The 19,750-nt window shown below is 66.9% G+C and carries 23 protein-coding genes and 1 tRNA gene; 11 read left to right on the forward strand and 13 right to left on the reverse strand.

Translation table 11 applies throughout. From position 1 onward, the window contains the following. Positions 1-41 precede the first annotated feature (41 nt). Positions 42-1,103, reverse strand: coding sequence for a ferrochelatase (hemH, locus tag C507_RS0110780; protein ID WP_018699708.1), 1,062 nt, complete (start codon positions 1,101-1,103; stop codon positions 42-44). A gap of 205 nt (positions 1,104-1,308) precedes the next feature. On the opposite strand from hemH, the gene C507_RS0110785 reads away from it, so the two are divergent. Continuing rightward, complete coding sequence (locus C507_RS0110785; RefSeq protein ID WP_018699709.1) at positions 1,309-2,829, forward strand: bifunctional metallophosphatase/5'-nucleotidase; 1,521 nt, start codon at positions 1,309-1,311, stop codon at positions 2,827-2,829. 5 nt (positions 2,830-2,834) lie between these two features. Here the strand turns inward: C507_RS0110785 and C507_RS0110790 are convergent, their stop codons facing one another. Next, the gene (locus tag C507_RS0110790; protein WP_018699710.1) at positions 2,835-3,335 is read right to left on the reverse strand and encodes an NUDIX domain-containing protein; all 501 of its coding nucleotides are present in this window, start codon (positions 3,333-3,335) and stop codon (positions 2,835-2,837) included. Positions 3,336-3,493: 158 nt separating this feature from the next. Here C507_RS0110790 and C507_RS0110795 point away from each other — a divergent pair, with 158 nt between their 5' ends. The 3 genes from C507_RS0110795 to C507_RS0110805 are packed head-to-tail and all read left to right on the forward strand — an operon-like array spanning position 3,494 to position 5,387. Next, positions 3,494-3,916: a cupin domain-containing protein gene (locus C507_RS0110795; protein WP_018699711.1), complete on the forward strand. Its 423-nt coding sequence runs from the start codon at positions 3,494-3,496 to the stop codon at positions 3,914-3,916. Next, positions 3,913-4,905, forward strand: coding sequence for a metallophosphoesterase family protein (locus C507_RS0110800; RefSeq protein WP_018699712.1), 993 nt, complete (start codon positions 3,913-3,915; stop codon positions 4,903-4,905). The genes C507_RS0110795 and C507_RS0110800 overlap by 4 nt, the downstream gene beginning before the upstream one ends. After that, positions 4,902-5,387 (forward strand): YbaK/EbsC family protein, encoded by a 486-nt coding sequence (locus C507_RS0110805; RefSeq protein WP_018699713.1) that lies wholly within the window; start codon positions 4,902-4,904, stop codon positions 5,385-5,387. Before C507_RS0110800 ends, C507_RS0110805 begins: the two co-directional genes overlap by 4 nt. A gap of 15 nt (positions 5,388-5,402) precedes the next feature. Here C507_RS0110805 and sciP read toward each other — a convergent pair whose 3' ends face one another. After that, the gene (sciP, locus tag C507_RS0110810) at positions 5,403-5,678 is read right to left on the reverse strand and encodes a CtrA inhibitor SciP (RefSeq protein ID WP_026319009.1); all 276 of its coding nucleotides are present in this window, start codon (positions 5,676-5,678) and stop codon (positions 5,403-5,405) included. 531 nt (positions 5,679-6,209) lie between these two features. Here sciP and mnmA point away from each other — a divergent pair. From mnmA to C507_RS0110830, 3 genes are all read left to right on the forward strand, one after another. Then, the gene (gene mnmA, locus C507_RS0110815; RefSeq protein ID WP_018699715.1) at positions 6,210-7,385 is read left to right on the forward strand and encodes a tRNA 2-thiouridine(34) synthase MnmA; all 1,176 of its coding nucleotides are present in this window, start codon (positions 6,210-6,212) and stop codon (positions 7,383-7,385) included. A 67-nt stretch (positions 7,386-7,452) separates the two neighbouring features. Next, positions 7,453-8,148, forward strand: a complete 696-nt coding sequence (locus C507_RS0110825) for a class I SAM-dependent methyltransferase (RefSeq protein ID WP_018699716.1) — start codon at positions 7,453-7,455, stop codon at positions 8,146-8,148. Between the two features lie 379 nt (positions 8,149-8,527). Continuing rightward, positions 8,528-8,604, forward strand: a tRNA-Met gene (locus C507_RS0110830). A 50-nt stretch (positions 8,605-8,654) separates the two neighbouring features. Here the strand turns inward: C507_RS0110830 and C507_RS0110835 are convergent. The 7 genes from C507_RS0110835 to C507_RS0110865 all read right to left on the reverse strand — a co-directional run bounded on the left by C507_RS0110835 (position 8,655) and on the right by C507_RS0110865 (position 13,705). Then, positions 8,655-9,221 (reverse strand): alpha-ketoglutarate-dependent dioxygenase AlkB, encoded by a 567-nt coding sequence (locus tag C507_RS0110835; protein ID WP_018699717.1) that lies wholly within the window; start codon positions 9,219-9,221, stop codon positions 8,655-8,657. 29 nt (positions 9,222-9,250) lie between these two features. Then, positions 9,251-9,781, reverse strand: a complete 531-nt coding sequence (locus C507_RS0110840; protein WP_018699718.1) for a contact-dependent growth inhibition system immunity protein — start codon at positions 9,779-9,781, stop codon at positions 9,251-9,253. After that, on the reverse strand, positions 9,778-10,032 hold the full coding sequence (locus tag C507_RS0110845; protein WP_018699719.1) for a hypothetical protein: 255 nt from the start codon (positions 10,030-10,032) through the stop codon (positions 9,778-9,780). Before C507_RS0110845 ends, C507_RS0110840 begins: the two co-directional genes overlap by 4 nt. Continuing rightward, the gene (locus C507_RS0110850; protein ID WP_018699720.1) at positions 10,026-10,271 is read right to left on the reverse strand and encodes a hypothetical protein; all 246 of its coding nucleotides are present in this window, start codon (positions 10,269-10,271) and stop codon (positions 10,026-10,028) included. Before C507_RS0110850 ends, C507_RS0110845 begins: the two co-directional genes overlap by 7 nt. Positions 10,272-10,307: 36 nt before the next feature. Beyond that, entirely contained in the window at positions 10,308-11,561 is a 1,254-nt protein-coding gene (locus tag C507_RS0110855; protein ID WP_018699721.1) for a DUF5996 family protein, read from the reverse strand. A gap of 92 nt (positions 11,562-11,653) precedes the next feature. Continuing rightward, positions 11,654-12,589, reverse strand: coding sequence for a pirin family protein (locus tag C507_RS0110860; protein ID WP_026319010.1), 936 nt, complete (start codon positions 12,587-12,589; stop codon positions 11,654-11,656). A 222-nt stretch (positions 12,590-12,811) separates the two neighbouring features. Further along, positions 12,812-13,705 carry a LysR family transcriptional regulator gene (locus C507_RS0110865; RefSeq protein ID WP_018699723.1) on the reverse strand — a complete coding sequence of 298 codons (894 nt, stop codon included), beginning with the start codon at positions 13,703-13,705 and terminating at the stop codon, positions 12,812-12,814. A 149-nt stretch (positions 13,706-13,854) separates the two neighbouring features. Here C507_RS0110865 and C507_RS0110870 point away from each other — a divergent pair, with 149 nt between their 5' ends. The 4 genes from C507_RS0110870 (at position 13,855) to C507_RS0110890 (ending at position 18,250) form a co-directional block, all read left to right on the forward strand. Then, positions 13,855-14,508 carry a hydrolase gene (locus C507_RS0110870; RefSeq protein WP_018699724.1) on the forward strand — a complete coding sequence of 218 codons (654 nt, stop codon included), beginning with the start codon at positions 13,855-13,857 and terminating at the stop codon, positions 14,506-14,508. An 81-nt stretch (positions 14,509-14,589) separates the two neighbouring features. After that, on the forward strand, positions 14,590-15,231 hold the full coding sequence (locus C507_RS0110875; RefSeq protein ID WP_018699725.1) for a LysE family translocator: 642 nt from the start codon (positions 14,590-14,592) through the stop codon (positions 15,229-15,231). A 50-nt stretch (positions 15,232-15,281) separates the two neighbouring features. Then, complete coding sequence (locus C507_RS0110880; protein WP_026319011.1) at positions 15,282-17,048, forward strand: monovalent cation:proton antiporter-2 (CPA2) family protein; 1,767 nt, start codon at positions 15,282-15,284, stop codon at positions 17,046-17,048. 365 nt (positions 17,049-17,413) lie between these two features. Next, positions 17,414-18,250 (forward strand): alpha/beta fold hydrolase, encoded by an 837-nt coding sequence (locus tag C507_RS0110890; RefSeq protein WP_018699728.1) that lies wholly within the window; start codon positions 17,414-17,416, stop codon positions 18,248-18,250. Here C507_RS0110890 and C507_RS0110895 read toward each other — a convergent pair. The 3 genes from C507_RS0110895 to C507_RS0110905 form a co-directional block, all read right to left on the reverse strand. Beyond that, complete coding sequence (locus C507_RS0110895; protein WP_018699729.1) at positions 18,237-18,419, reverse strand: hypothetical protein; 183 nt, start codon at positions 18,417-18,419, stop codon at positions 18,237-18,239. The genes C507_RS0110890 and C507_RS0110895 overlap by 14 nt on opposite strands. A 105-nt stretch (positions 18,420-18,524) precedes the next feature. Next, the gene (locus tag C507_RS0110900; RefSeq protein ID WP_018699730.1) at positions 18,525-19,013 is read right to left on the reverse strand and encodes a 2,4'-dihydroxyacetophenone dioxygenase family protein; all 489 of its coding nucleotides are present in this window, start codon (positions 19,011-19,013) and stop codon (positions 18,525-18,527) included. A gap of 27 nt (positions 19,014-19,040) precedes the next feature. Further along, a complete protein-coding gene (locus C507_RS0110905; RefSeq protein WP_018699731.1) occupies positions 19,041-19,748 on the reverse strand; it encodes an SDR family NAD(P)-dependent oxidoreductase in 708 nt (235 codons plus the stop codon). Between the last annotated feature and the right edge of the window lie 2 nt (positions 19,749-19,750).

Below are 19,750 nucleotides of genomic sequence, written 5' to 3' on the forward strand. Positions count from 1 at the left end.
TCCCGGACGGAAAACCGGTTCCCACTTTTCCTGGGATTGCTTCAGAGCCAGCCCTGCAGTTCGCGCTCGATGACGGTCTGCAGCACCCGCATGCCTTCCGGGCTGTCGTTGAGGCACGGAATGGCGGCGAACTGCTCGCCGCCGGCCTCGTGGAAGAACTCGCCGTTCTGGATGGCGATCTCCTCCAGCGTCTCCAGACAGTCGGACACGAAGCCGGGCGTCATGATGGCGAGCCGTTTGACCCCACTCTGCGCAAGCTCCTTCACCGTCACGTCGGTATATGGCTGGAGCCAAGGCTCCTTGCCGAAGCGCGACTGGAAGGTGACCCTCAGCCGCTCCTCCGGCCACCCCAACCGCTCGCGCAGCAGCCGCGTCGTCTTGTGGCAGTGGCAATGGTAGGGGTCACCCTTGCGGAGATAGGATTCCGGCAGCCCGTGATAGGAGGTGAGGATCACCTCCGGCTCGAAGTCGAGGCCCTCCAGGTGGCGCGTCAGCGAGGCTGCGAGCGCCTCGATATAGACCGGATCATCGTGCCAGGGCGCGGCGGTGCGCAGGGCCGGCTGCCAGCGCATCCCGGCCAGCGCCTCGAAGGCCTTGTCGTTGACGGTCGCGGTCGTGGAGGCGGCATACTGGGGATAGAGCGGCACCACGAGGATCTTCTCGCAGCCCTGCTCCTTAAGCGCCTGCATGCGCTCCACGATGGACGGCTTGCCGTAGCGCATGGCCCAGTCGACGACGAGGCGCGGATCCTTGCCCTCCATCAGGCCTGACAGGGTGTCCGACTGGGACCGGGTGATGGTCTTGAGCGGCGACTCGTCGCGCTCCTTGTTCCAGATCGTCTCGTAGGCCTCGCCCGACTTCTGGGGGCGCGTCGACAGGATGATCAGATTCAGGATCGGCCACCAGATCGCCCGCGGAACCTCGATGACACGCCGGTCGGAGAGAAACTCCTTCAGATAGCGGCGCATGGACCAGTAGTCGGTGCCCTCCGGCGTGCCGAGATTGACGATCAGCACGCCGACCCGCCCGAAGCGCACGGGCGGATGATCTTTCGGGAGAACGGTGGCAACCGCGGGGCGGCGGAGTTGGGACAGGTCGTTCATGGGGCCTCAAGGTGCTGATGACCGGTCCGGGCGGGCCAGTTCCAGAAAGTTTCTAATGCATCGACGGCCCGCGTCCACCGTCGGCCACCGCGACGATCCTTCGCGCCCACTGGCGCAAGCGCGCTTGCGTCTCGCTTCCTGCCGCCGACGGTGGCACTGTGAGGCCGTTCGGTCCGCTGCGGCGGACGGCTTCACGGGGAATGGGATGGCAGGTCCGTTATCGCGCACGCTTGCAGGGCTGGCCGGCCTGGTGGCCGCCGGCATCCTGGCGCTTGCCCCGCTTCCCGCCGGTGCCGAAAGCGGCGCCTTCACGCTGGTCGTCGTCAACGACGTGGACCAGATGACCAGCGACACCGGCAAGGGCGGCCTCGATCGGATCGCCACCGTCGTGCGCGAGGAGCGCGCCCGCGGCGGCGACGTCGTCGTGGTGCACGCCGGCGACGCGCTGTCCCCGTCCATCCTGTCCAGCATGGACCGGGGCGCTCACATGGTCGACCTCCTGAACCAGGTGGGCATCGACATCTTCGTGCCGGGCAACCACGAGTTCGATTTCGGCCGCGACATCTTCCTGGAGCGCATGGCAGCGCTCGAGACCACCAAGCTCGCGGCCAACCTGCGCGACGCGCAGAACGAAAAGCTGGCGGGCTTCAACGACCGGATCATTCGCGAGATTGCCGGACTGAAAGTGGGTTTTCTCGGCATCGCCGGCGACCGGACGCCGGTCGTCTCCTCCCCCGGCGACCTACGCTTCGCACCCAGCATCCAGACGGCGTTCGACCAGGCGCGCCTGCTGCGCAACGAGGGGGCAGACTTCATCGTCGCCGTCGTGCACGACAACATCTCACGCGACCTGCTGCTGGCCCGATCCGGTGCATTCGACGTGGTCTTGTCGGGCGACGACCACGTGCTGACCGTGACCTATGACGGCCGCTCGGCCCTTCTGGAATCCCGCGAACAGGGCGAGCTTCTCGTGGTGATGGACGTGGATTTCTCCGTTGAGGAGAGCAACGGCCGACGCGATGTCGACTGGCACCCCGCCTTCCGGATCGTGGAGACGGCAACCGTCGCACCCGACCCAAACCTCTCCGCCTCCGTGTCCGCCTACCAGGCGTCGCTGGACGAGGGCCTCGACGATCCGATCTGCACCATCGCCGCCGAGCTCGACACCCGCCGCGCCAGTGTACGGATGCAGGAGGCGGCATTCGGCAACCTCATCGCCGATGCCATGCGCGAGGCGACCGGCGCCGACATCGCCATCACCAATGGCGGCAGCATCCGGGGCGACCGGGTCTACCCGGCAGGCACGCCGATGACGCTGCGCAACCTCCTGACCGAACTGCCGTTCGCCAACCGGACCGTGCTCGTCGAGATCACCGGAACCGATATCGTGCGCGCGCTGGAGAACGGCTTCTCGCTTTCCGACACCGGCGCCGGACGGTTTCCGCAGGTCTCGGGCATGATCGTCGAGGCCGATCGCTCCCGGCCGGCCGGATCGCGGATCGCCGCGGTCACGATAGCCGGCGAGCCGCTCGATCCCGGCAGGCGGTACCGGCTCGCAACCAACGACTTTCTCGCCCGGGGCGGAGACGGCTACTCCGCCCTGCGCAATGCCGACACCATCATCGACGCAAAGGACGGCGTTCTGGTGGTGAACGTGGTTGCCGCCCATCTCGGCCGTGCGGCCGCGTTCACGCCGAAGACCGACGGGCGGATCCGCCTGGACTGACGCCGCTACCAGATGTCGGAGCGGACGGCCCCGCCAAGCACCTCGTCCAGCCGCCGGCGGGTCGCCGCCGTTGTCGTCTTCGGCAGGTCGTCGATGGCAAAGAAGCCGCACTCCAGGATCTCGCCATTGGGAACCTGCGGCGGCGCCGGCTGGGTGGCGTCCCGGGCCACGAACAGGACCACGTGATCGCGTCGGTCGAGAGCCTCGTTGAAATAGACGCCGAAGAGGCTGGCCGGTGACCCGAGTTCCAGGTTGCCCTCCTCGCGCAATTCCCGCGCCATCGCCTCGTGCACCGTCTCGCCGGGGTCGACGCCACCACCCGGCAGATGGAAGCCCGGCAGGTAGGAGTGGCGCACGAGAAAGACCTCGTTGCCGGGCGTGAGAACCATGCCCTTCACCCCCAGCGACACGCCGAGCCTGACCCGATGACGCACGCGCAGAAGCCGCTTGCCGGCGAAGGAATGCAGGCGCTGGCGCAGGTTCGGAGTGTCAATCGAATCGATCATGCGACAACCCTACCGACACGCGGTTCCACGCGCACGGGCGCTGTCGGGTGCGCCGCGCCTGATCGACTTGCCGGGCGAAGCCCGCTAGCGTCGGGGCCGTCGCGAGCAGGCCCTGAAGCGCGTGTTCCGCCGACGATGACATCCATCGGGAGATCCCCATGAAAGCCCTGCCCCTGGCGCTCGCGCTGATCGTCCTGTCCGGCGTCCCGGCGTTGGCGGAGTCCGCTGGCACGACGGTAAAACCGATTCTGCGCACCAGCGAGACGGCGTCCGGGAACCCGATCGAGGTTCCCGCCCACCCGGAGGTGATCGTCAGCACCTACGAGATCGCGGCGCACCAGAGGCTTCCGCTCCACAAGCATCCCTTCGCCCGCTATGCCTACGTGCTCGACGGCAACCTCACGGTCGAGGTTCGCGACGGCGGCCGGACCGACTATGCGACCGGCGATTTCATCGTCGAGGTGATCGGGGAATGGCACACCGGGGTCACCGGAGACAGCCCGGTGAAACTTCTCGTCATCGATCAGGTTCCTACCGGGGAGACGAACACCGTGCTCTGGGAGAAGAAGCCAGCGGAATGACCGACAGCTCCTCGAAGACCTACACGCTCGGCCACCTGTCGGATCCGCACCTCGGCCCCCTGCCCCAGCCGAAGATGCGCGAGCTCGCCTCCAAGCGCATGATTGGTTACGTGAACTGGAAGCGCAACCGGGTGAAGGCGCATCTGGAGGCACCGCTGCTGCGGCTGATGGACGACCTGCTGTCGCACGAGCCGGACCACATCGCGGTGACCGGCGACCTGGTCAACCTGGCGCTGAAGGCGGAATTGCCGCCGGCCCGCCAGTGGCTCGCCACCCTCGGCAACCACGACGACGTGTCGGTGATTCCCGGCAATCACGACGCCTATGTGCCCGGCGCCCTCAAACGGGCCTGGAAGGCCTGGGCCGACTACATGACCGACGACGAGCGGCCGCTCTCCACCGCCGGTGACACCTTTCCCTACGTGCGCCGGCGCGGCCCGCTCGGCATCGTCGGCACCTCGAGCGCGGTGGCCACCGGGCCGTTCATGGCCACCGGCAGCTTCGGTCCGGTCCAGGCGCAACTGCTCAAGGACTGCCTGCAGGCGCTCGGCCATGAAGGGGCTTTCCGGGTGGTGCTGATCCACCATCCGCCGATCCGCAACGCCACGCCCTGGCACAAGCGCCTGGTGGGCGGCTCGCGCTTCCGCGCCGCCATCCGGGAGGCCGGCGCGGAGCTCGTCCTGCACGGCCACACCCACAAGCGGTCCATCAACTGGATCGGCGACGTACCGGTGATCGGCGTTCCGGCCGCCTCGAACGCGGCGCACCGCCACGGCTCGGCCTTCAACCTCTTCCGCATTTCCGGCGGCGCGCGCCGATGGGACTGCGAAATGATCGAACGCGGCCTGACCTCGCCGACGGAAGAGGTCCACGAGATCGACCGGCGTTTCCTCTATCGCAAGGGCGCCATCCAGGGCGCGCCGGCCAGCGGCGAGCCGGCGCCGGTCGACAAGACGGAACCGGCGGAAACGGAGACGGCCGAGCGATGAGCGAGACAGTGCTGCCGGACAGTGCCCGGCGCGTGGCCGACGCCGCTGAGGCGGCCGGCCTCGCCATCACGGTGCGCGAGATGCCGGCCTCGACGCGAACGGCGGAGGAAGCTGCGGCTTCCTGCGGCACCGGCGTCGGCCAGATCGTCAAGTCGCTGGTGTTTCGCGGCAAGGAAAGCGGACGGGCCTACCTGCTGCTCGTCTCCGGCGAGAACCGGGTGAACGAGAAGGCCGTGGGCCGCGAGATCGGGGAAAAGCTGGAACGGCCAGACGCCCGCTACGTGCGGGAGACGACCGGGTACGCCATCGGCGGGATCCCGCCGATCGGCCACGCCGCGCAACTGCCCGTGTTCATGGACGCAGCGCTCCTCGCTTATGACGAGGTCTGGGCTGCGGCGGGCACGCCGCAGGCCGTTTTCGCAGTCGATCCCAAGGCCCTGAGAACCGCGACGAACGCCACGGTCCTGTCGATGGCCGGATAGGATCGCGCCGGTTCATCAGACCCGGTAGTCCTGCACCTTTGTCGCGCGGAGGCCGGCGAGCCCGTGACGGTCGATCAGCGAATTCCAGGACAGGAATTCCTCCACCGTCAGCGTATAGCGCTCGCACGCCTCTTCAAGCGACAAGAGCCCGCCGCGCACGGCGGCGACGACTTCCGCCTTCCGGCGGATCACCCAGCGCTTGGTGTTCGGCGGCGGCAGATCAGCCAACGTCAAAGGCGTCCCGTCCGGTCCGATGACATACCGGTAACGCGGTGAAACATGTTCGGTCATTCGACTCTCGTACTCACACACAAACCTGACCCAACTGAGCGTCGATATGACCTGCAGCTCTTTAAAAATCAGCTAAGCCGTTGCTAAGGAAACGGTAACGATAACTAATACTTGCCGACGACCATGCAGGCGGGGGTCGAGCGGCGAGGAATGGCGGAGGCGCGATCCGGCGATCCGGGGCGCATGCGCGGCCCCGCTTTCAGGACGCGCCCCGATCCGGTATGACGGAACCCTGGCCGGCGGCGGCAATTCTTCCCGGGGGCTTTGTGCTGCCCGATTTGATGCTTAAGTGCGGTTGAACGCTTTGCATTTCGCCGTCGCAGCGGGAGCCGGATCCGGTCTCCGGGCCGCGGCAAGCGCACTGGATGATTGCGGTTTCGCCAGGTCGGCCCGAACGGGCGCCGCCTGGCACGATCAGATGAACCGGAGCCCGCCTCCCCTCCCCGGCCCCCCGGCATCGGCCGGCGGCCGCAGCCGCATCCGGCGGCGACAGGGGTGGAGGCAGGGCACGACAAAGACGGGTTCGTGACGATGACGAACAGCCTGGACTTGCCCGGACGCCCCGAAGATACGCGAATCGTGGTCGCGATGTCGGGCGGTGTCGATTCGTCCGTCGTGGCCGCGCTGCTGGCGCGCGAGGGGTACGATGTGGTCGGCGTGACGCTGCAGCTCTATGACCACGGCGCGGCCACGCATCGGAAGGGCGCCTGCTGCGCCGGCCAGGACATCCAGGACGCGCGGCGCGTGGCCGAGATGCTCGGCATTCCCCACTACGTCCTCAACTACGAGGACCGGTTCCGCGAGAGCGTCATCGAGCGCTTTGCCGATTCCTACCTGCACGGCGAGACGCCGGTGCCGTGCATCTCGTGCAACCAGACGGTCAAGTTTTCCGACCTTCTGGACACGGCGAAGACGCTGGACGCGGCGGCGCTCGCCACCGGCCACTATGTCGACAGCCGCGCCAACGGCGCTCACCGGGCGCTCTATCGCCCGAGCGATGCCGAGCGCGACCAGAGCTATTTCCTCTACGCCACCACCCAGGACCAGCTCGACTATCTGCGCTTTCCGCTCGGCCGGATGACCAAGCCGGAAACCCGGCGGCTGGCCGGCGAGCTCGGCCTGCCGGTGGCCGACAAGGCCGACAGCCAGGACATCTGCTTCGTGCCGTCGGGTCGCTATGCCGACGTGATCGAACGGCTGCGCCCGGGCGCAGTGGAACCCGGCGACATCGTGCACATCGACGGCCGAGTTCTGGGCCGCCACGAGGGCATCATCCGCTACACGGTCGGCCAGCGCCGCGGGCTCGGGCTTGCCGTGGGCGAGCCGCTCTACGTCGTCGGCCTGGACGCGGAAGGCCACCGCGTCATCGTCGGCCCGAAGAGCGCGCTGGAAGCGCGCCGGGTCGTGCTGCGCGACGTGAACTGGCTGGGCGACCAGTCGCTGGAGCGCGCGGTGGAGGACAATGTCGAGGTCTATGCCCGGGTCCGCTCCACCCGGCCGCCGGTCCCCGCCCAGCTGATGGAAGAGGACGGCCGCATCGTGGTGGAGCTCCTGTCACCGGAGACCGGCGTCGCACCGGGCCAGGCCTGCGTGTTCTACGCCGAGCCGGAAGGCGCCTGCCGGGTGCTGGGCGGCGGGGTCATCGACCGCGCCCCCACGGCGGGCAGCCGGATGGCCGCCGGCGACACCCTGGCCTTCGTCTCGTGACGGCGGGGAACCTCGTCGCGCCCACCCTGTTACCCAACAAGCCGTTCCACTTCAGGACCCGACCGCGATGACCGATCCCGACCGCAGCCCCGCCTACGCCCGCAGCGCCACCCCCGTCGCCGCCGGAGCGGGGACCAGCCGGGACATCGCCATCGACGGCGACATGGTCCGCTCCGCCTATGCGCGCTGGGCCCCGGTCTACACGCTTCTCGCCGCCCCCACCGCACTCGGCCGCAAGGATGCCGTCGCCAAAGTGAACTCCATCGGCGGCCATTTCCTGGAGGCCGGCGTCGGCACCGGCCTGGCGCTCCCCGACTACGCCCCCAACGTGACCATCACTGGCGTGGACCTGTCCCACGACATGCTGGTGCGGGCGAACGAGAAGATCGCCAAGGAGCGGCTCGCGAACGTCACCGGCGTCCACGAGATGGACCTGACGAACCTCGCCTTCGCCGATGGCGCCTTCGACGGCACGGTCTGCATGTTCACCATCACGGCAGTGCCGGACGCCGCGAAGGTGATGGACGAACTGGCGCGCGTCGTGCGGCCCGGCGGCCACGTGGTGATCTGCAGCCACTTCCGCGCGGAACGCTTTCCCTGGACGCTCAGCGACAGGATCCTGTCGCCCTTCGCCACGCGGCTGGGCTGGAACCCCTCGATGACGATCGACGGCGTGCTGGGCTGCGAGGCGCTCGAACTGGTGTCCCGCGAGGACACGCGCCCGTCCGGTCTGTTCGACCTCCTCACCTTCCGCAAGCGCTGAGGAACGGACCCGCCCGGGCGACGAGACCGCGGGCAGACCGTGCCCGGGCACGCAGCACCATCCGATGCGGTCGCGCGCCCGCACCGGCCCCATGAGGGCGCCCGCGAGACAGGCCGGGCCCGAGCCGCCGTGCAGGGCACGGCCGGGCAGGCCCGGCTCCGCGGGGCGGGCGGAAAGGCCGTTGTGGCGGCCGGATCGCCGGTCGCTCCGGGCCCTCCACAATCCCCCGGTCCGGCGCCTTGACAATCCGGGTCCGGATCGCCTTATTAGCGCCTCGCGCGGCACCCGATTCAGTCGGGCGTCGCCGGCTCCACGCCGCCCCACCCGGTCGTTTGCGACCGCGATCGGCGGACGGCGTCGCGCCCCGAGCGGGCCCTGGGGCGGAGTAGCTCAGTTGGTTAGAGCAGCGGAATCATAATCCGCGTGTCGGGGGTTCAAGTCCCTCCTCCGCTACCAATTTTCCCTGACTACCAGCAAACCCGGCGCGCGGACGTGAAGACTGCGTGTCAACGTCCGCCCTGGATGACGACGGTCCGAAACGTCAGCGACATGCGCCGCGCCAGAGGACGCTTCACGCCGTCCACGACGTCCGTTTTTCGGGCTGCAATACCGTGTTTCCAGCCATATGGCGCCTCGCCGGAGAGGATAAGCAGGCTTCGCGGTTCGAGCAGATGGTCGAGCCGCTCGGACTGCTCCGCCTTTCGAAACTCCATCAGGCTGGCCGACCCGAGACTGAGGGAGGCGATCGTGTCGCCAAAACACGGTTCGCAGTCCACATGGGGCGCGATCCCCTGCCCAGGCAGATACTCGTTGACGATCACCTGATCTGGCATCGCGGCGAAAAAGCCATCAGCCACCAGCAGGCGCGCAATCGGCAGAAGCCAGTCCGGCAACGCACCCAAAAAACTGCCCTCTGCCACCCGCCGCTCACGATAGTCGTAGCGATAGCCGTAGTGCTGGACGCGCCGCTTCAGCTCGTCGATCCAGTCCGCGCGATCGAGCTGCGCCAGAAGGGCGGCTTCTTCGGCTACCCCGACATAATCCGGTCGATAGACGGCACCCGGCGGAAGCATGGCATCTCTGCTTTATTGCGGGGCGGGGTTCACCGTTTCCACGGCTTGCGGCTGATCTCGACCAGCCGGCGAATTTCAGCTCCCAGTTCCTCGTCTGACACCGATTCGGGAAGATCGGTGGGCTCTACACGTCGGAGACTGGTGAACCCGCCTCGCCCCTCATACTTCATCGGCCTCAGCCTTATGACGCCGTTCTTCAGCGTGAGGCCGACTTCACCGACCCCGCTATAGAGCGCTCCGTGGGTCTTCACTCCGGCGCGGGTCATGAACCGATCGAGAAGCTCGCGGTCCGGCAAGCTCTTCGAAAACGCGTCGACACGATCCCAGTCAGGGTGGTCTGGACCGATGAAGCGGCTTGCCAGAAGCGCCTCGCGTGCAGCAGCACCGAGTTCCGCGTCGTCCAGGTCCGGCGCATGGTCGGCATCTATTCCATCGGGGTCGAGCAGACAGGCTCGATAGACCGCCCAGGAGTGGATCCGATAAAATTTCTTGAAGGCAGTGACGCTGGCTTCTTTCCGCTGTTCAGGCGGCGGTGAATTGAATCGATTTCGATCTGTCATCGAACGAAGGTCACCTCCATCTCAATGCCGAGTTCGTCGGCATAGGCACGGGCCCGGGTGATTTCGTCGATCTGCGCCGAAGTCGATTCGAAAGGAACCGCCAGTTCAAGGCGACGACGCTCCCCGATCAGCGCGTCGCGGCGGGCAATGTCGCGTTCATCGAGGCCGACGAGTGCGTCCCTGACGACGAGAGCGGCAAGCTCCGCAGCCTCACCGGCGACCTCCGCGAGCTCGGCAAGTGCGTTCAGCAACGCCAGAGATCGTCCACAGACGAGACGAAATCGGAAACGAAATCCACCGCCGCGTCGAACGCGCCTTCGAGGATCGCTCGGTCGATCGCCCGGCCGTAGCTGCCGTCGATCGTCGGACGCCACTCCGGCTCGTCGACGAGCATCGGCTCTGCAAAGCAGCGACAGTTGTGGGCATCGCCCGGATGCCCGCGCTCTGGCGGATCGTCCCAGAAGAAGATCTTGTCGCCGGTCGCTGACACGCTGCCTGTAAATGATCTTGCACCGTTGCAGCAGACCTATTTCCGACGCAGCACATCCTGCCACTCGGGGTGGCGGTCGATCTGGGCCTTCGCGAACGGACAGAGCGGAATGATGCCGATCCCCTCGCTCCGGGCATCCTCGACCGCCCGACGGACCATCTGTTCGCCGACCTTTCGGCCACGCAAGGCCGTCGGAACGTCGGTGTGGTCGATGATCAGAAGGCCTTTGCCGACCCGGCTGTAGGTCATCTCGGCCTCGTGTCCGTCGACCAGCATCCGGTAGCGTCCCTTCGCGGGGCCATCCTCACGCTCGACGGTTCCTTCGGCCGCCGCCGGTGAAAGCGACGCCTGCCGGGCCGCTGGCGGGCGGACACTTCCCGGCTGCCCGGGTGCACACTCCAGAAGGTCACGGTCCCACCCGCCCAGATCCGCGGCGGCCTCGTAGGTGGAGAAGAGAAACGCCAGGAGCGCGGCATCCGGATCAGGAGCCGACTGCACGGCTTCGTAGGGCAGGACGAACTCCGACAGTCCCTCGTGCCAGAACGCGGCATCGGGCCGGACCGGGGCGGCGCGGTAGCCGTTCGGAGCCGGATAGGCGTAGGCGTAGAAGGCGGGATAGTCGATGCCGCCGCCGCCCGGCCAGAAGCCGGCCGAGGAGACTTCGTGGTCGTAGGCCTCCTGCGCCACCTCGTCCGGCAACGCCGGAACGCCGGCGGGATGGAGCGGGGCGCGCCGCCCGGAAAAGCGGGTAATCGCCATGTCGAAGCTGCCCCAGAACAGGTGGGCCGGGCTCGACTTGCCCAGAAACGAGGTCCGGAATGTCTTGAAAACGCGGTCGACCGCCATCAGCGCCTGATGGAACCGCCGAACCGCGTCTCCGTCATAGGGGCGGTCGCGGTGATCCTCGTCGAACGGGATGGGATCCGCGACTTCGTTCGGCCGTCGGTCGAAGGTCGGCGTGCCGCCGAGATCGGAAACCAGGCGCACGAAATCGGCGTGAAACTGCGCGACCGTCGTCGCCCCGAGGTCGAAGGCGGCCTGCCGGCCATCGCCGCTCGTCCCAATGACCCTGTGATCATGGACGTCGAACAGGATCTCGATACCCGGACCATCGGGGATCGGAGAAGAGATCAGCCCGCGCGGCGTCACATAGAAGGTCGCGTGCCAGGAATGGTTGAGCCACGGCGTGTGAGCCAGCCGATACTTGCCGGCAATCTGCAGATAGAGATGCAGCGCGGAGCACGTGTCCCGCCAGCCGAGATAGTCAAGGTGAGGCCAGTTGTTGCTCATTTGGCATCCTTCGGCCGGCCTGCACCCGGCGCATGTCGGTTTCGTCTTGTCTCGTCTCGGGGGACGGGGGCGCCTTCGGGGCCCTCCCCCGATCAGTCCGGCAGCGGGATATGCTCGTCGCGGTCATCGACCGGGAGATCGAAACGGCCCGTCCCCCAGTTCTGCGCCCGCCATTCTGCCTTCGCGGCCTCGATGCGTTCCTGCGACGAGGCGACGAAGTTCCACCAGATGTAACGAGGCCCCGGAAAGGTTGCGCCGCCGAGGATCATCAGCCGGGCGCCCCGGTCGCCCGCGCCGATGGTGATCTTGTCGCCGGGACGAAACACCATCATCCGGCCTGCGCCGAAGTCCTGACCGGCCACCGAAATCGAGCCTTCGACAATGTAGAGGCCCCGGTCTTCGTGATCGTCCGGCATGGGCAGGCGGCGCCCCGGCTCCAGCTGAACGTCGGCATAGAATGTCTCGGAGTACATCGCCGCCGGAGCGACCTTTCCGTAGGCGTTGCCGAGGATGAGCCGGACCGAAACGCCGTGATCCTCGATCACCGGCAGCGTCTCCTTGCCGTAATGCTCGAACGACGGCGCCGTGTCCTCGTGGCTGTCCGGCAGGGCGAGCCAGGTCTGGATGCCGAACAGGCTGTTGGGCCCGCTTCGCGCGGCCGCCGACGTGCGTTCCGAGTGGGTGACGCCGCGTCCGGCCACCATCCAGTTCAGCGCGCCGGGGGTGATGACCTGATCGGCTCCGGTGCTGTCGCGGTGATGGAAGTCGCCACGATAGAGGTAGGTGACGGTGCCGAGGCCGATATGCGGATGAGGCCGGACATCGACGCCTCGCCCGGTCAGCATCTCGGCCGGCCCTGCCTGGTCGAAAAAGATGAACGGCCCCACCATCTGTCGCTTCGGTGCCGGCAGGGCCCGCCGGACCTCGAAATCGCCAAGATCCCGGGTCCGGGGAACGATCAGGGTTTCAATCGCGTCGACGCCCACCGCGTCAGGGCAGCCCGGTTCGATTGCTGGATTCCAACTCATGATCGGTCGCTTTTCCTCGGCTTTGGTCTGGCCCCGCCGTCGCCGGCGCGCAGTGCGATGCCGGGCAGCGGTTTCAAACTGGCGCCTCGGCACGCATGCCACTAGCCGCGCTCGGCGATCAGCCGTGTCGCGTGGCGGGGAACGCGCTCCCCGCGCGTTCGCAGTCCCGGTCCGACCGATCGCACCTCACCGTTCCCATTCGGCCGCAGGTGCGGTGCGAATTCAGCGGCTCGCGCCCCAGACCTCCGGGTTCCGCTCGAAATGCTGGATCATCATCTCGGTCAGGACCCGAACCTTCCGCGAAGGATATTGGCCCGGCGGGCGGACGACGTAGACGCCTGCCGCTGGCGGCGGGTAGCGCGTCATGATCGGAACGAGGGCACCGGACATCAGATGGTCGTAGGTGAGGCAGTCGGGAAGCCAGCCGATGCCGAGCCCGGCAACCGCGGCCGCCGTCAGCGCGATGCCGTTGTCGGCCTTGAAGCGGCCCTGGGGCTGGACCCTGACCACGCTGTTACCGTCCATGAACTGCCAGGTTTCGGTGCCCTGCATGAGGGCTTCGTGCGCGACGACCTCGTCCGGCGTCTCCGGCTGGCCATGGGCTTTGATGTAGTCGGGGCTAGCGACGAGCTGTCCACAGCTCGGTCCGACACGTCTGGCGATCAGATTGGAATCCGGCATGAGGCCGACGCGGATCCCGCAATCGAAGCCTTCGGCGATCAGATCGACGAAGCGATCGCTGTAGGAGCTGTGGATCTGGAGCTCGGGGTGGCGGTGTGCCATGGACGCGAGCACCGGCGCGAAGTGCGTCGGCCCGATGGACAGCGGCATGGCGACGCGCAGACGGCCGCGGAGGTTTCCCGCCGGGTGGATGGTTTCCTTCGCCGTGTCGATTTCTGCGCCAACCCGCGCTGCATGCTCGCGAAACGTGACGCCCGCCTCCGTGAGAGCCGCCCCCCTCGTGGTCCGGGCCAGGAGCTGGACGCCCAGTTCGGCCTCGAGCCGGAAGAGTCGGCGGCTGACGATCGACTTGGAGATCCCGAGGCGGCGCGCGGCCGCCGAAACACCGCCGGCATCGGCAACGACAACGAACGTCTCAAGATCCTCGATATCCAAATCGGCGTTCCTCATTTGGCGACAGCGCGTGCTGGGCGCCGGCACTATCGCGCTGGTCAGCGGAACGGCAGAAAGCGACGAGGCAACGACGCCAACACCCTCTTCACCGAAATCCCAGCGCCACCCGAAGTGGCAGGAAGTGTGCAGAAATGACCTCTCGCAACGGCCTCGCTTCGCTTCTTCGTCCCGAGGATTCCGTCCTCGTCCTGATCGATCACCAACCATACCAGCTCGCCAACCTGAATAGCCACGACCCTCATCTAGCGGTCAACAACGCGACCGCTCTGGCGAAGGTCGCCAAAGTCTTCGGTGTTCCGACCATCTTGAGCAGCGTGGTCGCCGAGCGGGGAGGACGCATCTTTCCGCAGATCACCGACGTGTTTCCGGACCAGGAGGTGATCGACCGGACGTTCATCAATACCTGGGAAGACGAGAAGGTCGTCGATGCGGTCAAGGCCACCGGCCGCACGCAGCTGATATTCGCCGGCCTCTGGACCGAGATCTGCGTCGCCATGCCGGCGATCCAGGCGCTTGGAGAGGGCTGGGACGTGACGGTCGTGACCGATGCCTCCGGCGGCACGTCCATCGAGGCCCACGAGGTCGCGATACAGCGCATGATCGGCGCCGGCGCCAACATGATGACCTGGCTGGCCGTGGCCTCCGAATGGCAGCGCGACTGGGCCCGCACCGAGCACGCCGGCGAATTGACGGACATCCTGCTGCAGCACGCTGCCGGCAGCGGCGTCGCGTACCTCTGGGAGCAGCAGCTTCTCAACACGCCGGCACCCGGCGCGGCGGGCTGATCCAGGCGGAGTGACGCGGTCAGACCGATGGGGGCTCCGGTCGCCGGTCGAGCCGCGTCATTCCTTCACGGGCGTTCCCCCATGGACCATTCAGCCTACCTGACCTTCGTCCTCGTCAGCGCGGCCCAGGCGGCGACACCGGGTCCTTCCACCCTGTTTCTCGTCAACAACGCCGTGGCGGTCGGGCGCCGCCGTGCGCTCAGCGCGTTGAGCGGCGATCTCGTCGCGATTGCGCTGCTGGCAACACTTTCGGCGGCAGGGCTCAGCGCTCTGCTTGCCGCACGTCCGGCGACCTTCCTCGTCCTGCGCCTCGCAGGGGCCGCCTACGTCATCTGGCTCGGGTGGGACCATCTGCGAACCATCCCGCCCGAAGCGAAGGGGCACGCCGCCTCTAAACACCATGGGCGGAGTGGATTGGGGCTTTGGCTGCACTCGTTCGCAGTGGGCATCAGCAACCCGAAAGCCGTTCTCTTCTTTGCCGCCCTGTTTCCCCAGTTCATCCCCGCGGACAGTGACGCCTCTGTCCTTGCGCTACTCGTCCTGACCTTCGTCGCGGTGAAATTCCTGGTGCTCGGCGGCTATGCGCTCGGAGCGCGTCATGTCGGCCGGCTGTTGCGCAACCGAAAGAACGCAAGGCGTGGACGGGCGCTGACGGGCGTCATCTTCATAGTGTTCGGCGCGGCGATGATGGGGGCGGCGCTGAGCGAATATTTCGCCCCATGACGCCGACCGGCACAGGCTCGCCGAACCACTTCGAATAGGAAGACAACACCATGGCCGACGGTGGCTTGGGGCACACGATAGGCCCTGCAGTGGTTCTCATGGGGGCGGCGATTGTCGCCGTCCCGTTGTTTCGCAGGCTCGGCCTGGGTTCGGTCCTGGGCTATTTCGCGGCCGGTATCCTCGTGGGCCCATCGGTGCTCGGACTGTTCGGCGATGCCCAGTCCATTCTGCATTTCGCCGAACTTGGCGTGGTGATGTTCCTGTTCGTGATCGGGCTGGAGCTACGTCCCCAGAAACTCTGGTCGATGCGCGGCCAGATCTTCGGACTGGGCCTAGTCCAGGTGGCCGCCGCCACCGCCGCCCTCGCCCTGGCAGGTGCCCTGGTTTTCGGCTTTCCGCGCGAGGTCGCGTTCGTGGCAGGAGCCGGCTTCGTGCTTTCCTCAACGGCCGTCATCATGTCGGTGCTCCAGGACCGGGGTGAGGTCGCAAGCGTTGAAGGCCAGAAGTCGGTCGCGATTCTCCTCTTCGAGGATCTGATGATCGTGCCGCTTCTGGCTGTGGTCGTGCTTCTGTCGCCCCTCGCTCACGAACAGGCCGGGTGGACGGAAATCCTGGTGGCTGCTGCTGCGCTGGCAGCGCTGCTCGGCGTGGCGCGCTGGGGCTTGAATCCCTTCTTCGCACTGCTCGCACAGGCGCGAACCCGGGAAGTGTTGACCGCCGGCGCCCTCCTCGTCGTTCTCGGTGCCGCACTGCTCATGGATGCTGTCGGACTTTCGATGGCGATGGGTGCCTTCCTTGCCGGCGTGATGCTGTCGAGTTCGAGCTACAGGCATCAGATCGAGAGCGATATCGAGCCGTTTCGCGGCTTGCTCATGGGGCTCTTCTTCCTGGCCGTGGGCATGTCGCTCGACCTGTCCACGGTGGCGGCCGAATGGCGGCTTCTGCTGTCCATGCTCGCGGCTTTCATCGTTGCGAAGGGCACCGTGGTCTATGCGGTCGCACGCCTGTTCCACAGTTCCAATCATCAAGCGCTGCACCGGACCTCGATGTTTCTGCAGGGCGGTGAATTCGCCTTCGTGCTGTACACGGCGGCAATGTCGGGAGGCGTGATCGACGCGCGCGAAAACGCTCTGTTCGCCACCGTCGTGATCCTGTCCATGACCCTGACACCGGTGCTCATGATCGTCACAGACCGGATCCTGCGCGCCGAAGAGTCAATGGACGGCGTCGAGGCCGCCCGCGACCTGAAGGGACGCATTCTTCTCATCGGTTTCGGACGCTTCGGCCAGATTGCCGCCCAGCTCCTGCTTTCCAGGGGCATCGACCTGTCCGTCATCGACAACGATCCGAACCGGATCCGCGACGCAGGCCGGTGGGGATTCAAGGTTTTTTACGGCGACGGCGTCCGGCTGGACGTCTTGCGCCAGTCCGGCGCGGGGGAAGCCGATGCGATCATGATCTGCATCGACGACCAGAAGGCTGCGACCCGGATCGTGGAACTGGCGCAGCACGAATTCCCGCAGGCGAGGCTCCTGGTGCGAAGCTATGATCGGGGCCACGCCGTCGACCTGATCCGGGCAGGTGTCGACTATGAGATCCGCGAAACGGTCGAGTCCGCCTACCTGATGGGAGCCGCAGGCCTGCGGGCGTTGGGGTTCGCCGAGGTCGATGTCGAGGAGACGGCGGAAGACGTCCGCCGGCGCGATACCCTGCGTCTGTCTGAGCAGGTGCAGGGCGATCTCATGTCCGGCCGGGCGTGGATGCACACTCAGCCAGTGCCGGAGCCTCTCGGCACAGCTCCCGCACGGGACGGGTAGCAGAGCCGGATTGACTGTCGGCGCCCCGTCAAACTCTGCCCCGGCGGCTCTGCCCCCCCTGTAGGGCGTTCCGCACTTCGCGACACAGATGGCACCCGCGCGGCACTACCGGATCCCGCAGCGAGCTGGCACCTAAGTCCACAGACAAGGCGGCCACCGAGTGCCTGTCGTGTGTCTGTCGCGCAGCCTTTTGGAACCGCTCACGGAGCTCCTCAATGTCTCGCATCTCTGCCACAGGCCTCCTGCTCAGCCGCCGCGATGCGCTGATCTCGGCCTCTGCGATCGCCGCCAGCTTGGCCTTTCCATCGAGCACCCCGCATGCTGCGGGGCCAATCGCCCACCCTGTTCCTGAAGGAGAACACACCATGGGCTTTGTCACGACAGATGACGACGTGCAGATCTTCTACAAGGACTGGGGCCCCCGGGACGCCCAGCCCATCGTCTTCCATCACGGCTGGCCGCTCAGCTCCGACGACTGGGACGCGCAGATGCTATTCTTCCTTTCGAAGGGCTACCGCGTCATCGCCCACGACCGACGCGGGCACGGACGCTCCGAGCAGGTCGATGAAGGCCACGACATCGATCACTACGCGGCCGACGCCTTCGCCGTCGCCGAGGCGCTGGATCTGCGCAACGCGGTTCACATCGGCCATTCCACCGGCGGTGGCGAAGTCGCGCGCTACGTTGCGCGGCACGGCGAACCTGCCGGCAGGGTGGCGAAGGCCGTCCTCGTGGCCGCCATTCCGCCGCTGATGCTGAAGACCGCCGACAATCCTGAGGGCACGCCGATGGAGGTGTTCGACGGCTTTCGCACGGCGCTTGCCGGCAACCGTGCGCAGTTTTTCCGCGACGTCCCGTCGGGTCCCTTCTACGGGTTCAACCGCGAGGGCGCGGATGTCCACGAAGGCGTTATCCAGAACTGGTGGCGGCAGGGCATGATGGGCAGCGCTAAGGCGCACTATCACGGCATCAAGGCCTTCTCCGAGACCGACCAGACCGAGGACCTCAAGGCAATCACCGTGCCGACGCTGGTGCTGCACGGCGAGGACGATCAGGTCGTGCCGATCGACGCCTCCGCGCTGAAGGCGGTCAAGCTGCTGCCGAACGGCACGCTGAAAACCTATCCCGGGTTCTCGCACGGGATGCTGACGGTGAACGCCGATGTCTTGAACGCGGATATCCTGGCGTTCATTGCCGGCTGAGCGGCACGCCGGCCGGCCGTTCTGTTGCGGCCTGAAGCAAGCGGCCGACCGGCTGGCGGCCCTGATGGCGCTCCTGTTCGTCTTCCTGCGGCTGATCACCACCGATGTTCGACACCCATCCGTTTCTGGCGCCGGAGTTCACGCGGCTGGCCTTCATCGTTGTCATCATCCGGTCGGGAGCTTCTCTCCAACGACCAGGTCCGCGCCGCCTATCTCGGCCTTTAGTGGAGCGGAAACGGGCGGATCCGGGTCGAGTTCGGGCAGGCCTATCGGGCTATCGCACGAACTGCTCGACGTATTCGGCGCCCAGGCCGCAGCGTTCATAGTGGGCCCGGCACATGTCGAGCTTGGTGAACACGTCGTCGTGGCCAACGATCGCGCCGGCCTCGTCGACATAGAGCATCGCGCCGGAGATGTTGAAGAAGGTGATCATCTCTTCCTCACCCTCGACGACGAGGGTGTGAGTCTCGCCGGGCGGCTCGAACACGTAGTCGCCGGCGTTGGCGATCCAGTCGTGCTCCAAGTAACGCCAGCTGCCCCTGACCACGTAGCCGTGGACGGGGGCCGGATGGATGTGGCGACTGAGGACACCGGACTTGCGGACCCGCAGGAGATTGCACCACTGGCCCTGCACCGTGTTGAGAAGCAGCGGCCGGAACCAGACGTTCTCCTCTTGCGGCACCCAGACGCGCTCGTCCTCCGGTTCGCCCGTGACAACCAGTTCCGGCGGCGCCAGGGGATGGACAGAAGAAGACATGCTCATATCCGATGGCTCCGATAAAGACTGATGTCAGATGGCCGAGTAGCCGCCGTCCGCGGCAATCACGGCACCCGTAACGAACGCTGCCTGCGACGAGCACAGGAAGACCACGGCGCCCGTCACGTCCTCCGGCCGTCCCCAGCGGCGCATCGGCGTGCGCGCCTCGATGCGGGCACGGTGCCCGTCGTGGGTATGCAGCGCCTCGGTCAGCTCGGTTTCGATATAGCCCGGCGCGACGGCGTTGACGCGGATGCCTTCCTCCGCCCACGCCCCGGCCAGCGATTTCGTCAGGAGCAGCAGCCCGCCCTTGCTCGCCGCGTAGGCCGGAACGGTGGGGCTGCCGAAGAAGCTCAGCATCGAACAGACGTTGACGACACTCGACGCCTCCGCCTCCTGGAGCTGCGGCCTGGCCGCCATGCTCATGCGCATGGCGCCGTTCAGGTTGACGTCGACGATGCGGCAGAACACGTCGGGCTCGAACTCGCGCCCCTCGCGGGCGGTGATCCCGGCCGCGTTGACCAGGACCGACAGCGGGCCGAGCCCCTTGAGCACCGCCGCAACGCTCCCGTCGTCGGTCACGTCGAGATCGCGCCCCTCGACACCCTCCGGCAGGCCCGCACCGGTTCCGTCGAGCGCAGCCACCACGACGCGGTAACCCGCGTCGCGCAGCGCGACTGCGATCGCGCGGCCAATGGCCCCCGTGCCTCCCGTGACGAGGGCGACCGGCGCCGCGCTCATCG

Source organism: Amorphus coralli DSM 19760, from assembly GCF_000374525.1.
GTDB lineage: Bacteria > Pseudomonadota > Alphaproteobacteria > Rhizobiales > Amorphaceae > Amorphus > Amorphus coralli.

Excerpts from the sequence above, each read along its gene's own strand:
- hemH (WP_018699708.1), bottom strand. The coding sequence starts at position 1,103 with ATGAACGACCTGTCCCAACTCCGCCGCCCCGCGGTTGCCACCGTTCTC.
- C507_RS0110785 (WP_018699709.1), top strand. The coding sequence starts at position 1,309 with ATGGCAGGTCCGTTATCGCGCACGCTTGCAGGGCTGGCCGGCCTGGTG.
- C507_RS0110790 (WP_018699710.1), bottom strand. The coding sequence starts at position 3,335 with ATGATCGATTCGATTGACACTCCGAACCTGCGCCAGCGCCTGCATTCC.
- C507_RS0110795 (WP_018699711.1), top strand. The coding sequence starts at position 3,494 with ATGAAAGCCCTGCCCCTGGCGCTCGCGCTGATCGTCCTGTCCGGCGTC.
- C507_RS0110800 (WP_018699712.1), top strand. The coding sequence starts at position 3,913 with ATGACCGACAGCTCCTCGAAGACCTACACGCTCGGCCACCTGTCGGAT.
- C507_RS0110805 (WP_018699713.1), top strand. The coding sequence starts at position 4,902 with ATGAGCGAGACAGTGCTGCCGGACAGTGCCCGGCGCGTGGCCGACGCC.
- sciP (WP_026319009.1), bottom strand. The coding sequence starts at position 5,678 with ATGACCGAACATGTTTCACCGCGTTACCGGTATGTCATCGGACCGGAC.
- mnmA (WP_018699715.1), top strand. The coding sequence starts at position 6,210 with ATGACGAACAGCCTGGACTTGCCCGGACGCCCCGAAGATACGCGAATC.
- C507_RS0110825 (WP_018699716.1), top strand. The coding sequence starts at position 7,453 with ATGACCGATCCCGACCGCAGCCCCGCCTACGCCCGCAGCGCCACCCCC.
- C507_RS0110835 (WP_018699717.1), bottom strand. The coding sequence starts at position 9,221 with ATGCTTCCGCCGGGTGCCGTCTATCGACCGGATTATGTCGGGGTAGCC.
- C507_RS0110840 (WP_018699718.1), bottom strand. The coding sequence starts at position 9,781 with ATGACAGATCGAAATCGATTCAATTCACCGCCGCCTGAACAGCGGAAA.
- C507_RS0110855 (WP_018699721.1), bottom strand. The coding sequence starts at position 11,561 with ATGAGCAACAACTGGCCTCACCTTGACTATCTCGGCTGGCGGGACACG.
- C507_RS0110860 (WP_026319010.1), bottom strand. The coding sequence starts at position 12,589 with ATGAGTTGGAATCCAGCAATCGAACCGGGCTGCCCTGACGCGGTGGGC.
- C507_RS0110870 (WP_018699724.1), top strand. The coding sequence starts at position 13,855 with ATGACCTCTCGCAACGGCCTCGCTTCGCTTCTTCGTCCCGAGGATTCC.
- C507_RS0110875 (WP_018699725.1), top strand. The coding sequence starts at position 14,590 with ATGGACCATTCAGCCTACCTGACCTTCGTCCTCGTCAGCGCGGCCCAG.
- C507_RS0110880 (WP_026319011.1), top strand. The coding sequence starts at position 15,282 with ATGGCCGACGGTGGCTTGGGGCACACGATAGGCCCTGCAGTGGTTCTC.
- C507_RS0110890 (WP_018699728.1), top strand. The coding sequence starts at position 17,414 with ATGGGCTTTGTCACGACAGATGACGACGTGCAGATCTTCTACAAGGAC.
- C507_RS0110895 (WP_018699729.1), bottom strand. The coding sequence starts at position 18,419 with ATGATGACAACGATGAAGGCCAGCCGCGTGAACTCCGGCGCCAGAAAC.
- C507_RS0110900 (WP_018699730.1), bottom strand. The coding sequence starts at position 19,013 with ATGAGCATGTCTTCTTCTGTCCATCCCCTGGCGCCGCCGGAACTGGTT.
- C507_RS0110905 (WP_018699731.1), bottom strand. The coding sequence starts at position 19,748 with ATGAGCGCGGCGCCGGTCGCCCTCGTCACGGGAGGCACGGGGGCCATT.